The organism is Dactylosporangium sp. NPDC005555, assembly GCF_040605635.1.
In the GTDB taxonomy this organism is placed as follows: Bacteria; Actinomycetota; Actinomycetes; order Mycobacteriales; family Micromonosporaceae; genus Dactylosporangium.
The window spans coordinates 1-14,863 of the sequence record NZ_JBEXDG010000108.1 but is presented as its reverse complement, the minus strand read 5'-3'; the positions used below and the strand labels follow the sequence as shown (position 1 = coordinate 14,863).

Genomic DNA, 14,863 nt, shown 5'->3' with positions numbered 1-14,863 from the left:
CGAGGAGAACACCTGACCGTCAGCACGGAATTCTGGTGTCCGCCCACAAGGAACTTCAAAGACCGCAGGACAGGACTTCGTCCTGACCGTTGACAGTCGGATCAGGCAACGATTCGCCAGCATTGGACAAGTCCCGTTCGTACGCCAGGTGGTTGGATCAGACGACGTCCGTGAGGAAGTAGGAACATGACCCTCGAAGTGACCATCGTGGTCGCCGGCTTGACGTTCGCTGAGGCGCCACGTTGGCACGACGATCGAATCTGGTTCTCGGACTTCTACACCGGCCGGGTGATGTCGGCGCACGAAGACGGTGCAGACCTTCGCCTCGAAGCCACGGTTCCCCAGCAGCCGTCAGGACTCGGTTGGTTGCCGGACGGCCGCCTTCTCGTCGTCTCCATGCGCGACCGCAAGCTGCTGCGCCGTGAACCCGACGGCACGCTGTCCACCCACGCCGATCTGAGCGGACACGCGACGGGGCACCTGAACGACATGGTCGTCGACCCAATGGGCCGCGCCTACGTCGGCAACTTCGGGTTCGACCTGATGGGTGGGGAGCCGGTGTCGCCGGCCACGCTGCATCGGGTGGATCCCGACGGCGAGGTGACCGAGGTGGCGACGGAACTGTGGTTCCCGAACGGGATCGTGCTCACGCCGCAGGGCGCCCTGCTGGTGAACGAGACGTTGGGGAACCGGATCACGGCGTTCGACCTGACCGCGGACGGGCAGCTCACCAACCGCCGCGAATGGGCGGCATTCGGGTCGCTGCCGACCGAGCGGGACTTCGAACGGATTCTGCCCCTACTCAGCGTCGCGGGGGACGGGTCGTGCCTTGACGCCGAAGGCGGACTGTGGGTCGCCGATGCGACCGGCGCGCGGCTGCTCCGGGTCCTGGAAGGCGGCGAGATCACGGACGAGGTGCGGCCTGAAACGAATGTGTACGCCTGCGCGCTCGGCGGCTCCGATGGACGTACGCTCTTCGCTTGCGCAGCCCCCGACTTCCATGAAGGAGCGCGGAAGGCCGCCCGCGAAGCCAGCCTGATCGCATTGCCCGTCGTCGTTCCAGCGTGATCGGGATCAGCTCCGCGCCATCGACGCGAAGCGTCGAGCTGATCCCGTCATCGAGTCGCAGGGTCGAGATCCTTGCTGCTGCCACCGCCTTGTTCACCGAGTCCGCATCGCGTCTCGGCCGACCATGACGATGCTCGCGTCTGCCCGGACCAGCTCGTGGCAGATGGCTCGGCCGATCCATCCGGTCGCGCCGAAGACGACTGCGACCCGGCGATTGAGGACGCCTGTGGTCGCGCTGTGCAGCGTCCGTTCGAATCCGTCGGTGGTCACGATCCGGTGAGCACCACCGTGCCGAACCGCTCCCTGGGGTTCCTCACAGGGCGTACCCACCTGCGACCTGGATGTCCTGCCCGGTGATCCACGCGGAGTCGTCGGAGACGAGGAACGCGATGACCTTGCCGATGTCCTCCGGCTCGCCCACGCGGCCGAGCGCGGTCTTGGCGGCGATGCCGTCGATGATCTGCGGGTACTTTTCGAATGCGTCGTCGGCGATGCGGGTGCGGGTCGGTCCCGGGGCGATCGAGTTGACGCGGATGCCTCGAGGGCTCAGCTCTTTCGCGAGGAACCGGGTGGCGATCACCAGGCCGCCCTTCATCGCGGCGTATCCCGAGTAGCCGGCCTCGGTGTCACCGGGCCGTACCGAGCTGCTGGAGGTGTTGACGATCGAGCCGCCGTTACGGATCAGCGGCAGGAGCGTCTGCGTGAGGAAGTACGGCCCGCGCAGGAGCACACGGTAGTACTGGTCGAACGCTTCCTCGCTCATGTCCTCGAACCCGCGGCCGCCGCCGAAGCCGGCGTTGTTGACGAGCGAGTGCATCGTGTCGGTGCCCCACTCGTCGCTGAGGACGCGGGCGAGTTCGCTCGTGAACGCGGGGAAGGTTTCGCTCCGTCCGATGTCGAGAGACAACGCGACTGCGTGCCCACCGTTGTCTCGAATCATGGCGACGGTTTCCTCTGCGCCGTCGGGGCGGGAGTTGTAGGTCACGACCACACCCATGCCGCGTGCGGCGATCTCGACGGCGGCGCTGCGCCCGATGCCGGCGCTCGCGCCCGTCACCACGGTTACTGCTTGGCTCGTTGCCTGCTTGTTCACCTCACCAGACAAACCCGACGGCCGCACGGAGTGTTAGAGGAATCCTCGCGACTTCTTGCCTGATGCTCGCTTTGTGAGCAGAATCCGGACCCATGCAGGGGTAGTGCGGTCAACTGCGAGCGACCGCCGCCGGCCCACTCGATCTGTTCCGCATCGGTGCCCCGGCTCAGCCGCCGGCCCAGCGAACTGTCCGGCGGCCAGCAGCAGCGGGTCGGGCCGGCGGGAGCCCGGGTCTCCCAGCCGGAGGTGATGTTCGCCGACGAACCGACCGGCACTCCTCGCCGATGGCCGGATCGCCGGTGACCGCGCTCGGCACCGGGACCTGAGCGTTGTGGAGCGGTCAGGGCCGATGAGTCACGCGTGGCTAGGCGCCGGAGGCCGGGCCGAGTGTCCGTGCGAGCCAGTCGTTGCGGGTCCGGCGGGCCGCGGCGGAGATCCGCGCGTGCGGGTACAGCGCGTCGAAGCCGTGGAAGCCCCCTGCCCAGATGTGCAGTTCGGCCTGGCCACCGGCGGCCCAGATCCGGACGGCGTAGTCGACGTCCTCGTCGCGGAAGACCTCGGCGGTGCCGGCGTCGATGTAGGTGGTCGGCAGGCCCGAGAGGTCGTCGGCCACGGCAGGCGAGACGTAGCCGGGCACGTTGCCGTCGGTGCGGTCGCCGAGCACGGATCGCCACCCGAACTCGTTCATCTCGCGGGTCCAGACACCGGGCTCGCTGGAGTACTGCCGGCTCGACGTGGTGTCGTTGCGGTGGTCGAGCATCGGGTAGATCAACATTTGGGCGGCAATCGCCGGAGTGCCACGGTCGCGTGCCATCAGGGTGGCGCCGGCGGCGAGACCACCGCCGGCGCTGGCACCCGCGACGACGATGCGGGCGGGGTCGATACCCAGCTCGTCGGCGTGCTCGGCGGTCCACAGCAGACCGTGGTAGCAGTCGTCGACCAGGGTCGTGCCGGAGACTTCCGGCGCCAGTCGATAGTCCACGGAGATGACCACGGCGCCGAAGATGTCGAGCCATTCCAGCGGGATGTCGATCTGTGAGAAGCGATCTCCCATGACCATCCCGCCGCCGTGCATCCAGTAGACGCACGGTGCCGCCGTGGAGCGGTCGGCCCCGGCGGGGGCGAAGATCGACAGCGGGATCTGCGCGCCGTCCGGGCTCGGGATGACGATCTCGCGCCGGTTGACGGCGCGACCGTCGAGGAGGGGCTCGACAGGCGCTGACGCGAACTGGCGTACCTGCGCGAGGACCTCGGCGGTGAGCTCGGACGCGAGCGGAACGTCGGCGAGGAGTGCTCGCAGCTCGGGGTCGATGTCGGGGCGGGCCGGTTTCACGATGGTCTCCTTGTTGTCTGAGGGTGGGTTGCCGTCGGTCGGATCGGTCTCAGAACGCGGGCTTGCCACCGACCGGAACCTCGTCGAGGTACGCCGACTCGCCGGCGAGCAGCGGCTGGAGCTTCGCGACCAGCGCCTGCGCCTCCTCGGTGGCAAAGAACCGGCTGTGGGCCTCCTGACTGGTCCACCCTTCGGTGACGAAGACGGTGTCCGGGTCGCCGGCCGAGCGGCCGACCAGGAAGACGACGCAGTCGTCGTTGTGCAGGGACGGCGCGTTGAGCAGGAACTCGACCAGCTCGTCGCCCTTTCCGGGCTGCGCGGTCATGGTGGCGTGGAAACCGTGCCTGGCATTCATGGGGCTCTCCTCATTCGCGGAGCTGTTGTGCGATCCGAAGAAATCGACAACCCCATGTAAGCATCGCTACCAGCGGAAACGTTAGAACGATGCTCCCGAGCTCTTGCCTGATCCTATCGTTGCGGCGAGTATCGGTTGGTGTTTCAATCGGGCTATGCCCCTCGACGAGTTGCGCGCCCTGCTTGCCCGTCACGTGCGACCCGACCAGAGCACCGCCATCGACGACGTCCTGATCGCGCAGGCTGAGCAGCCGGAGCCGCCGGCACCGTCGACGTCCGGCACGGTGCTGGCACTCATTGCCCAGGGTGCCAAGCGGCTCGCGCTGGGCGACCGCGTCTACGAGTACCGTGCCGGGCAGTACCTCGTCGCCTCGGTCGACCTGCCGGTCACCGGCCACTACACCGAGGTGCCCGCCATCGGGTTCGGCCTGGTCCTGCACCCGCGCATGATCGCCGAGCTGCTGCTCCAGGCGGCCCCCGGCGACCTTCCACCCGCCGCCGGCGGCACCCCGCTCGCCCTCGCCGTCAGCAACGCCTCCGGCGACCTGCTCGACGCGGCGATCCGGCTCCTGCGCCTGCTCGACCGGCCCCGCGACATCGCCGTGCTCGCGCCGATGATCAAACGGGAGATCCTCTGGCGACTCGTCACCGGCGAGCAGGGCGCCGCCGTCCGCCAGCTAGGCCTCGCCGACAGCAGCCTCACCCATATCGCCCGCGCGGCCGGCTGGATCCGCGACCACTACACACAGTCCTTCCGCGTCGAGGACGTGGCGCAGCTGTCCGGCATGAGCGTGTCCGCGTTCTACCGCAACTTCCAGGCCGTCACCGCGATGAGCCCGATCCAGTACCAGAAACAGCTCCGGCTCCAACAGGCCCGGCTCCTGCTCGCCACCCACCCCGGCGACATCGCCGCCGTCTGCTACCGCGTCGGCTACGACAGCCCCTCACAGTTCAGCCGGGAGTACCGCCGCCAGTTCGGCGCACCACCGAGCCAGGACGCCGCTCGCCTGCGCGACTGATCCCGGCCCCTGCTGGTCCGCCCGGGAGCGGACCAGCAACGGCGGTGGGGTCAGGAGCCGGCGGAGCGGATCTTGCCGGCCATGTCGACGTCCATCTCCTCCATCGAGGTGCGGATGTCGCGGAACTGCTTCGCGAAGTCGTTGATGCCCTTCATCGCGGCGAGGAGGCTGGTGTTGAACTTGTCGTACGACTCCTTCATCGCGGGGCTGGACTGCTGGAAGACCAGGCCGTCCTCGAGCAGGTTGGACACGTCGCTGCGCAGGGACTCGAGCATCGGGAGGATGTCGCGGACGGCGCCGTCGAGGCGGGTCGAGGTCGCCTCGATCTTGTCGTAGTCGAGTGAGATGTTGGGCATGGCGGGCTCCTTCGGTCAGACGCCGATCGGGTAGCTGGAGTAGTCGGTCTCGTCCTCGGGCGTGGTCTTCTCGACCTCGTCCCACCGCGCGTACTGATCGCCGCGCGTGTACTTCGTCACCGTGCCGTCGCTCTCGGTCACGGTCATCGTGCCGCCGCCGCCCTCGTTCAGGGCGATGACGGTGTGCGTGGTCGAGCCGTCGCCCGCCGTGGTGTCGGTCACCGACGAGCCGTGCTCACCCGTCGTCGTCACCGAATGGGTCGTGCTGCCGTCGCTGTAGGTGGTGTCCGTCGTGTACGACGTGCGATCCGCCGAATACGTGGTGGTCGAGGTGTATCGCTGGTCGCCGTTGACGACCGTGGTCTCCTCCTTGATCACGTTGTAGTTCTCGTCGAGCGTCAGGTGGGTGTGCACCGATCCCGTCTCGGTCGTGATCGTCGAGTCGGTCGGCGGCGGACCCGGGTCGGTCGCGGAGCAGAAGCCCGGCATCGACCCGTCCGGCCCGGGCACGCAGTCACCGCGGTGCGCCTGCAGGTAGTCCCAGGCGTCCTTGGAGTCCTTCCAGCGGTCCAGGTCCAGGCTGGCGCCCATCATGCCCATCCCATTGGCGATCTGGGCGTCGACGTCGAAGTACCCGTCGGCGACCGCGCCGAAGATGTCACCGAGCTCCCGCAGGTCGTCCTCGGCCTTGCTCATCGGGTGCTGGGCCATCCGGTACAGGCTGCGAAACGACCCAGCCAGACCGTCGTTGCCGAACACCGCGTCCGAGTCCTCGTATTCGATGCTGCCGACCTGCGAGAACACCGTGTCGCCGAGCTTCGGCCCGATCCGGTCGGCGAGATCGTGCAGGTCCTTCTTGGCCTCGTGCAACAGCCCGTAGTCGATGGCGAAGTCGGGCAACGCGGCCTCCTCTCGTGGTCCCGCCTCGACCACGTGTGAACCGTCCGGCGGGTTCACACGTGGTCATGCAGATCCGGCGAAAAGGGGGTGTCCGCGTGCCACGACCGACCGACTGGGACAAGGTCGGCCTCGGCGGCGACCCGACCCCCGGCGACCCCGCCCGGATCGACGAGGTCATCGCCTCGCTACGCAGCCTCGGCACCGTCGCCCGCGAGGTCGACACCGCGCTCGCCGCCGTCCTGGACACCGCCGGCCCGGAGGCGTTCGCCGGCAAGACCGCCGAGGCGCTACGGGAGAAGATCAGTGGCCGGCTGCGCGGCTTCGTGCAGAGCCTCGCCGAGGCGTTCGAGTGGTCGGCGACGGCGCTCACCACCTACGTGGCGGTGATGCGCGACGAGCAGTGGCGCGCCGACCAGGCCCTCACCCAGGCCCGCGGGATGGCTGAGGACGACCCCGGCCGGCCGGCGCTCACCGGCACGGCCCGCACCGCGGGGGAGCACCAGAGCGCCGCGGCCGACACCGCGTCGAACCGGATCGTCGAGGCGTATCAGAACATCAAGCAGCCCGTCTCCGGCTGCGAGGAGTTCTGGGAGATCTTCAAGTGGATCGCGATCGCCCTGATCCTGCCGGCGCTGGTCTTCGGCGGCCCGATCGCGCTCGTGGCCATCGGCGTCAACCTGGCCCTGTTCATCAAGACCGCGGTCGACTTCGCCCACGGCAACGCCACCGCGCTGGAGTTCTTCCTCTCCGCCCTGGGCATTCTCGCCCCGACCACCCGGGCCGTGCCCATCTTCCAGATCATCGCCGCCGGCGCGAAGTTCGCCTGGAACGGACTGAAGGCCGGCGCGTTCGCGGTGTTCAAGTTCTTCGGCAACGCGTTCCGCGGCATCATCAGCCACCCGTTCGTGATCCTCCCCGGACTGCACGACATCGCGACCGTCGCCGGCACCTGGATCCGCAACGGCGCCCTGTGGCTGCGGACCGGCATCACCGACCTGCCCGCCCTCACCGGCATCGCGCTGTCGAAGACGGGGCTCTTCATCGTCAACGGCGTCCGCGGTATCCAGGCCTTCGCCACGAGCGTGCCCTCGATGGTCGCCAAGTTCGGCGCCAGCACCTGGACGTTCCTGAAGACCGAGTTCGGCGGCAACCGCTGGCTGCGGCTCTTCCTGCCCGCCGAGGCCGACGAACTGCACCTCGGCGTGTGGAAGGCGATGAAGCTCGCCGTCTTCGACCGCGGCGTCATGGGGCATCACCTGTACGGCCTGCCCCGCCCGCACGTCTTCCTCCCGGAGAGCGGGGGCGGCGGCGTACACCTGGACCTCAACGACGTGCGCACCGGCAACCTCACCGTCCCGCCCCGGATCGAGACCGTCAACGTCGGATCGTTCGAAGGCATCGGCAAGATCACCCCGACCCCGCCGGCGATGCAGCTGCACAGCACCATCGGCGACGGCTTCCACTTCAGCGGCGACGCGGTCCGCGGCATCGACGCCATCATGCTGTCGCCGATGGACACGCTGACCCGGGTGCGGCTGGAGGGCATGACCATCGGCATGCCGCCCCTGCACACCATCGACCCCGGCACGGGCGTCAGCGCCGGCGTGCACCTGCAGCCGGTGTCGCCGGCGCAGCACGCGGGCGTCGGCGGCAACCTGCACCTGCCGACCATCTCCGCGGTCACCGCCCCACCGCCGAGCGCCCTGCTCGGCGGCGTCCACCTCGGTGAGACCGGCTCCATGGCGGGCGCCGTCCATCTGACCCCGCCGGGCGCCATCGCCCACAACGCAGTCCCGCCGGCGAGCGTCCTGGCCAACGCCGCGCCCCCACCGACCGCCGTGACGCACCTCGGCGCCTCCCCGGTGCTCGCCAACGCCGTCCCCCCGCCGACGGGTCTCACCCACGCGGGCGCCACACCGGTCCTCGCGACGGCCGTGCCGCCACCGACGGGTCTCACGCATGCCGGTGTCTCGCCGGTACTGGCGAACGCCGCGCCCCCGCCGACAGTCATCGCGAACGGCGTGCCGGCGCCCGGCGGGTTCACGCACGGCGGTCCCGCGCCGGTCGCGCTCGGGGACGCGATCACGCCGGGCGCCCTCACGCACGCCACCCCGTCCCCGTCCGTCCACAACGGCCTGCACCTCGGCCCGCCGCCCTCGGCGCACGCCGGGGCGATGGACCTGCTCGCCCAGCACCCGGGTGCGGCGCCCACCGCGCACACGCTGATCGGCACCCCGGGCGGCGCGGTCAACGGCGCCGGCGCCCGTATCGGCGACCACACCGGCCTCGCGATCGGCGCCCAGCACGTGTCGCAGGACCTCGGCGCCCTGAGCCGGGGCCTCGACACCCCACCGGTGTCCCAGCTCGTCGTCACCCGCCTCGACGGCGTCTCCGCCCATCCCGGCGCTCCGGCCACGACCCCGGCCCACGTCGCAGGCTCCCCGCCCGGTCTGAACGGCGCCACTGGCCTGCATCCCACCCCGGCCCACGTCGCAGGCTCCCCGCCCGGTCTGAACGGCGCCACTGGCCTGCATCCCACCCCGGCCCACGTCGCGGGCGCCCCGCCGAACGTGAACGGCGCGCTGCACGCGACCCCGCACAACGGTGACCTCGTCGTCCCGCACACGCCGGTGCCGCACAGCGCGGATCCGTCCGCCCTGCACGGCCCGCCCCCGCGCGACCCCGGTGCCCCGCCGATCCACGGCCCGCACAATACCGGCACCCCCACGGTCCACGTGCCAGCCGGCGCCTCGGGCAGCCCCGCCCACCTCGCCGGTGTGCAGCCCCCGCCCCCGGTCGCCCAGCTCACGGTCGACGTCCGGGCCCTGAACGGCGCAGACGACACCGTCCGGACCGGCACCGGCGTCGACCTGGGCCCGGGCGGACGGGCCGGCGCCGGCGTCGACCTGGGTCCGGGCGGCCGGGTCGGCACCGGCGTCGACCTGGGGCCGGGTGGACGGGCCGGCGGCGACATCGACCCCGGGCCGGCCACCCCACCCGGCGGCGGCGCGGCGGACGCCGGCGTCGACCCGGTCACCGTCACCCTCGCGCTCGGCCTGCTGCAGACCCAGATCAGCCGGGGCGCGCCGCACGCCGGCGGCGCCGCGGTCCGGGACGTCGGCGCCACCCCGCTCCCGCCGGCGTCGAACGCCCGCCCGACCGGCGCGCAGCTGGACGCCGCCTGGCAACGTGACAGCAACCGCATCGCCGGACTGTTCGGCGCCATGGACGATCCGCTGCGCCGGCAACGCCTGGACACCTGGGGCCAGTACACGGGAGCCCGCAACGAACTCGGCCGCGTCGAGGCACTCTGGGACAACATCCGGGCCCGGCCCGGGCAGTCGTCCAGCGGTCCGGGTGTCGCCCACGTGCACGCCGGCAACGCCCACCAGGCCGCCCTCATGCGCGTCGAACGCCTGGAGACCGAGCTGCGCGGCCTCGGCGTCAACCCGGCCGTGATGGACGCCCGGATCTCCGAGCTCACCGCCAGCTCGCTGCGGGACCGGCCGCGGCTGCTCGGCGGCGGCGGCAACCTCTCGCGGATGGTCAACGACCTGTGGGCCGGCGCGCCGATCGACGGGCACGTCGTGCTCCGCGGCGCCGACGGTGACGGGCTCGGGCTGCGGATCGACGAGCACGTCGACGCCGCCGGCGCGGTGCAGCTGCGGCTGATCGACGACGACGGCGCCGTCGTGCCGCACCTGACCGTGACGGAGTTCGACGGCGGGTACCAGATCGGCGGCGGCACCGGGTTCCGCCGCTTCGACGCCGACGGCGACCTCACCGAGGTCGGCACGGTCCTGCGCGGCCTGGACGGGCACGACCTGCAGGGCCGGTTCGCGGTGGAGCCGGTCGGCGGGTACGCCATGGGCGGCGTGCGTGTCGAGAGCACCGGCGGCCACGCGATCACGCGGCACGGCGACGGCTTCCAGGTCGCCGACGGCGCCGGCTTCCACCGCTTCGACGCCACGGGCACCGCGACGGCCACCGGCCGCCCGCTGCGGGACGCGACGGGCGCCCCCGTCGGCGGCCAGTTCGTCGTCACCCACGGCGGCGGCCACACCGTCGAGGTCGCCGACCCCAGGTTCACCACGGCCGTGCACGGCGGCGGGTTCCAGGTGACGGACACCGCCGCGCACCACGGCTTCCAGCGCTTCGACCACACCGGCGCGCTCACCGAGACCGGCCGGCCGCTGCGGGACGCGGGCGGCGGCGTGCTCGGCGACCGCTTCCACGTCCAGCCGACCGGCGGTGCGCCGGCCCGCATCGAGGTCACCGACGCCAGATTCACGGTCGCGGGGCACGGCCCGGGGTTCCAGATCACCGACACCGCGGCGCACCACGCGTTCCAGCGCTTCGACCAGGCCGGCACCCTGACCGCGACGGGCCGCCCGCTCACCGACACGGGCGGCGGGGTCCTCGACCACCGGTTCTGGGTGACGGACGCGCACGGCGCCGGCGGCCGGATCGAGGTCACCGACCCCAGGTACACGGTCGCGGCGCACGGCGGCGGCGGGTTCCAGGTCACCGACACCGCGGCGCACCACGGGTTCCAGCGCTTCGACGGCACCGGCGCGCTCACCGAGACCGGCCGGCCGCTGCGGGACGTGGGCGGCGGCGTGCTCGGCGACCGCTTCCACGTCCAGCCGACCGGCGGTGCGCCGGCCCGCATCGAGGTCACCGACGCCAGATTCACGGTCGCGGGGCACGGCCCGGGGTTCCAGATCACCGACACCGCGGCGCACCACGCGTTCCAGCGCTTCGACCAGGCCGGCACCCTGACCGCGACGGGCCGCCCGCTCACCGACACGGGCGGCGGGGTCCTCGACCACCGGTTCTGGGTGACGGACGCGCACGGCGCCGGCGGCCGGATCGAGGTCACCGACCCCAGGTACACGGTCGCGGCGCACGGCGGCGGCGGGTTCCAGGTCACCGACACCGCGGCGCACCACGGGTTCCAGCGCTTCGACGGCACCGGCGCGCTCACCGAGACCGGCCGGCCGCTGCGGGACGTGGGCGGCGGCGTGCTCGGCGACCGCTTCCACGTCCAGCCGACCGGCGGTGCGCCGGCCCGCATCGAGGTCACCGACGCCAGATTCACGGTCACGGCGCACGGCGGCGGGACCCAGATCACGGACACGCTCGGCGGCAACGCGTTCCAGCGCTTCGACGGCGCCGGTGCCCACCTCGAGACCGGCACGCCGGTGCACAACCTCGCCGGCCGGGCCGACCGGGTCGTGGTCACCCCGGCCGCCGGCGGTGCCGGGCACGTCGAGGATCTCGCCGGCGTGCGGATCCAGGGCCTCCAGGTCGCCGCGGACGGCACCGGCTACCGGGTCACCGACCAGCTGGGCCTGCACGCCGGGGAGTTCCGCCGGTACGGCGCCGCCGGCAACCTCCTGGAGCAGTCCTTCAACGTGCTGCGCGACGCGGCACCCACCACCCGGCAGTTCGTCGTCAACGCCACCGGCCGGACCTGGCACCTCGCCGACAACGGCGTCCAGCTGCCCGCCGGCGCGTTCCACGCCGGGACCGTCGACGCGGCCGCCGCAGGCTCCGGGCGGGTCCGGCTGCTCAACCGGTCCGGCGTCGAGGTCTTCGACCGGCGCCCGATCCCGGGCGGCACCAGCCTCGACGTGTTCCGCCGCATCGACGGCGACTTCGGCCGCACCGCGCAGCGCCCGCACTGGGTGGAGCTCACCCCCGACGGCCGGGTCGTCGACCACGGCGTGCGCAAGTTCGACACCAACGCCGCCGGCTGGCGGGACGTCGACCACCATGGCCGGCTCGTGCACGAGTTCCGGCAGGGCCTCGGCGGCGGCGACGTCGTGGGGCTGCGCGGCGCCCTCGGCGACTGGACCTGGCACCGCTTCGACGACGCCGGCAACCGGCTCGGCCACGGCCCCCGCACCCTGGACCGCGACGGCGGCTGGACCGACCGGCTGCCTCCGGCCGGCGGTAACCCCGGGCCGGTCGTGCAGCGCCAGTGGGGCACCGCGCACGCCCCCGCGAACGCCGGCGTGTATCAGCAGTTCGACCTCGGCGCCGGCGGCGTGCGCCGGGACACGTGGCAGACGCACTCCCCGCACGGCAAGGACGCCGGGAAGCTCGAGGCGCTGCCGGGTGGCGACCGCCTGGAGTCCCGCCGGTGGTCGGAGCAGCGGCCGCCGCAGTGGGCCCGCAAGTTCCTCGCCGGCGTCGACGAGGACGTGTTCCGCGCCAACCCGCACCTGCGCACCGACACCCGCTTCCAGCTCTACGAGTGGCGCCGCCTCGACGCCCATGGAAACGTGCGGGCGCAGGGCTTCCGGTTCGTCGGCATGAACGACGCCTCCTATGACTTCACCAACGCCGGCCGGTTCGTGCGCTCCAGCGCCAAGCTCGACCACGGCAACACCCTGAAGGTCGGCCACGACACCGTCCCGCTGCCGGGCGGCGCGGTCCGCGACGCCAACCGCATCCCGTGGACCGAGGGCAACGGCAACCTGTCGGGGCACCGGGTCAACGTCGGCCCGCACCCCGACGGCCGGATCTGGGAGGACCGGTTCGTCCCGGGGCAGCAGCAGGGCAACTGGTACGAGTTCGGCGGCCAGCAGCACTCCGTCGCCCGCGCCGGGTACGCCGACGGCTCGATCAAGGAGTTCCACCGCCCGCCCGCCGCCGGTGCCGCCGACGGCGGGTTCGCCAGCCGCGGCGCCGCGCACGAAGGCACCGGCGTCTGGGTGCGCAAGGACCCGCACGGCGTGGTCATCGGTCGCGCCGACGACTGGCCGGACCCGGCCGGCGGCGTCCGCCGGGTCGAGGCCGACGCCCCGGAGCGCGCCGGCACGTGGAGCTGGTCCGGCTACGACGCGCGCAGCGACAGCCGCACCTGGCAGTGGCGCGACGGCGCCGGGCAGACCGGCACGCGCGAATACGGGCGCGGCTTCAACGGCCCGCACACCACCTACGACGACTCCTTCCGCGACACGGTCCGCGGCGCCGACGGCCACCAGGTCCTCATCCGCGAGCGCCGGATGCTCGACGGCGGCGGCTACGTCGACTCGTGGCGGGTCGACCTGCCCGGCGGCGGGCACGAATGGCAGTGGCGGAAGATCGACAAGTACGGCAACGTCGCGGCGGCCCCGGGCGCCAACCCGCTGCGCCGCTGGTGGGACACCAACGCCGGCAACGGCGCCGGCGGCTGGGTCGCCGACTGGTTCGGCGGCGCGACCCGCTTCCGCGACGAGGTCACCGACGGCGCCGGTGCCGCGGTCGTGGTCCGGGAGATCCCGGCGGGCGCTGAGATCGGCCGGATCCGCGAGTACACCCTCGGTACCCCCGGCGTGTGGCGCGAGTTCGACATGGGCGCCACCGTCCGGGACCGCTCGCAGCTCGGCGCCGGGTTCCTGGAGCGCGACGCCTGGCGCGGGCAGTGGCGCGAGTACGACGCCACCGGGCTCACCGTCGCCCGCCGCACCGACGACGGCTTCGTCTTCGAACGCGGCGCCGGCGGGGTCTGGGAGCGCGTCGGCCGCGAGCTCGACTACCGCGGCGGCGTCACCGAGGTGCGCGGCTGGAACCGGCGCATCCGCGAGGCCAACCGCATGGAGTGGGGCGGCGAGGTGCGGCTCGGCACGCACACCGAGGCCCTGTACGAGCCGTACTGGAAGCTCGCCCTGCAGAAGGCGGCCCTGGAGTTCTCCCAGGAGTTCCTGCTCGAGTTCGCCGCGAACCTCGCCGTCAACGGCATCGTCGACGCGATCGCCGGCACCGAGTTCAACGGCAAGGACGTGCTGAAGGCGTTCGCCAACGCCGCCGTCGGCGCGGCCGTGAAGCAGGCCGTCGGCTCGCTGGTGCACGACAACAAGTTCGGCGCCATGCAACGCTCCGGCGACTGGAAGGCCGGTCTCGCCAACATCGACGGCGGCAAGGGCTGGCACCGCAAGCCGCTCAACCACGACAAGCACTGGTCCAACGAGTGGGCCGGCAACGAGACCGCGACCCGCTGGCGCGGCGGCACCTACGACTTCGCGTTCAACGTGCCGGTCGCCGGGCTCACCGGCTTCGTCAACGGCAGCATGAACGCGGCCGTCTTCGGCATCACCGACGCCAACGGCAACACCGTCTACCTCACCGGCGGCGCCGCCGTCTACGACGGCCTGCTGTCCGCCGCGGCCGGCGTCACCGGCGCCGTCACCACCAGCATTGCCAAGACGCTCTTCAACTCCGGCCTCGGCGGCCGGGCGTTCCACCGCCAGGGGGTCGCCGAGTTCGCGCTCCAGTTGCCCTGGAAGATCATCGAGAAGACGGTCACGTCGCAGCTCCTCAAGGAGTTCCGCATGCACGACAACCCCTGGTACTACGCCAGATGACCAGGGTCCTGACCGTCTCCGGCGCCCGTGGCGGCCGCGGCACCCACCGCACGATCGCCGAGGCCGTGCGCGCCGCCGCGCCCGGCGACACCATCGCGGTCGCGCCGGGCCGCTATCCCGAGCCGGTCCTGCTCGACCGTGACGTGCACCTGCGCCCGGAGTACGGCACCGGCAGCGTCGAGATCGGCACCCTGACCCTCACCGCCGCGGCCGCCACCGTCACCGGGCTGATCGTGCGCGGTGCCGACCCGTCCCGCCCCGCCGTGTCGGTCCAGGACGGCGCCGGCGCCGGCCGGGTGCCCGTCGAGGGGGACGGGGGCCGGGTCGGGGCCCCCGCGGCCGGCGCCGGCGCCGCCCGCCTGCGGCGCGGCCTCGGCGGGGCCGGC

9 protein-coding genes and 1 pseudogene are annotated in these 14,863 nt (G+C 72.2%); 5 read left to right on the top strand and 5 right to left on the bottom strand.

Going from position 1 to position 14,863, the window contains the following annotated elements; genetic code table 11:
• Positions 1-186: 186 nt before the first annotated feature.
• Positions 187-1,068, top strand: coding sequence for an SMP-30/gluconolactonase/LRE family protein (locus ABZS58_RS49565; RefSeq protein WP_354791673.1), 882 nt, complete (start codon positions 187-189; stop codon positions 1,066-1,068).
• A 313-nt stretch (positions 1,069-1,381) separates the two neighbouring features.
• On the opposite strand, the gene ABZS58_RS49560 is transcribed toward ABZS58_RS49565, so the two are convergent.
• On the bottom strand, positions 1,382-2,128 hold the full coding sequence (locus ABZS58_RS49560; protein ID WP_354791671.1) for an SDR family oxidoreductase: 747 nt from the start codon (positions 2,126-2,128) through the stop codon (positions 1,382-1,384).
• Positions 2,129-2,323: 195 nt separating this feature from the next.
• On the opposite strand from ABZS58_RS49560, the pseudogene ABZS58_RS49555 reads away from it, so the two are divergent.
• Positions 2,324-2,434 (top strand): annotated as a pseudogene (locus ABZS58_RS49555) (ATP-binding cassette domain-containing protein); the annotation flags it as partial.
• A 91-nt stretch (positions 2,435-2,525) separates the two neighbouring features.
• Here ABZS58_RS49555 and ABZS58_RS49550 read toward each other — a convergent pair.
• Together ABZS58_RS49550 and ABZS58_RS49545 are read right to left on the bottom strand one after the other, a co-directional pair.
• Positions 2,526-3,494, bottom strand: a complete 969-nt coding sequence (locus ABZS58_RS49550; protein ID WP_354791670.1) for an alpha/beta hydrolase — start codon at positions 3,492-3,494, stop codon at positions 2,526-2,528.
• A gap of 49 nt (positions 3,495-3,543) precedes the next feature.
• Positions 3,544-3,849: an antibiotic biosynthesis monooxygenase gene (locus ABZS58_RS49545; protein ID WP_354791668.1), complete on the bottom strand. Its 306-nt coding sequence runs from the start codon at positions 3,847-3,849 to the stop codon at positions 3,544-3,546.
• Between the two features lie 154 nt (positions 3,850-4,003).
• On the opposite strand from ABZS58_RS49545, the gene ABZS58_RS49540 reads away from it, so the two are divergent.
• A complete protein-coding gene (locus ABZS58_RS49540) occupies positions 4,004-4,867 on the top strand; it encodes an AraC family transcriptional regulator (protein WP_354791666.1) in 864 nt (287 codons plus the stop codon).
• A gap of 50 nt (positions 4,868-4,917) precedes the next feature.
• Here ABZS58_RS49540 and ABZS58_RS49535 read toward each other — a convergent pair whose 3' ends face one another.
• Positions 4,918-5,223, bottom strand: a complete 306-nt coding sequence (locus tag ABZS58_RS49535; RefSeq protein ID WP_203844309.1) for a hypothetical protein — start codon at positions 5,221-5,223, stop codon at positions 4,918-4,920.
• Positions 5,224-5,238: 15 nt separating this feature from the next.
• Positions 5,239-6,123: a hypothetical protein gene (locus ABZS58_RS49530; RefSeq protein WP_344511260.1), complete on the bottom strand. Its 885-nt coding sequence runs from the start codon at positions 6,121-6,123 to the stop codon at positions 5,239-5,241.
• Between the two features lie 95 nt (positions 6,124-6,218).
• Here ABZS58_RS49530 and ABZS58_RS49525 point away from each other — a divergent pair, with 95 nt between their 5' ends.
• The gene (locus tag ABZS58_RS49525) at positions 6,219-14,477 is read left to right on the top strand and encodes a hypothetical protein (RefSeq protein WP_354791664.1); all 8,259 of its coding nucleotides are present in this window, start codon (positions 6,219-6,221) and stop codon (positions 14,475-14,477) included.
• Positions 14,474-14,863: hypothetical protein (locus ABZS58_RS49520; RefSeq protein WP_354791663.1), on the top strand; the 390-nt coding region annotated here is incomplete at its 3' end. The genes ABZS58_RS49525 and ABZS58_RS49520, both read left to right, overlap by 4 nt.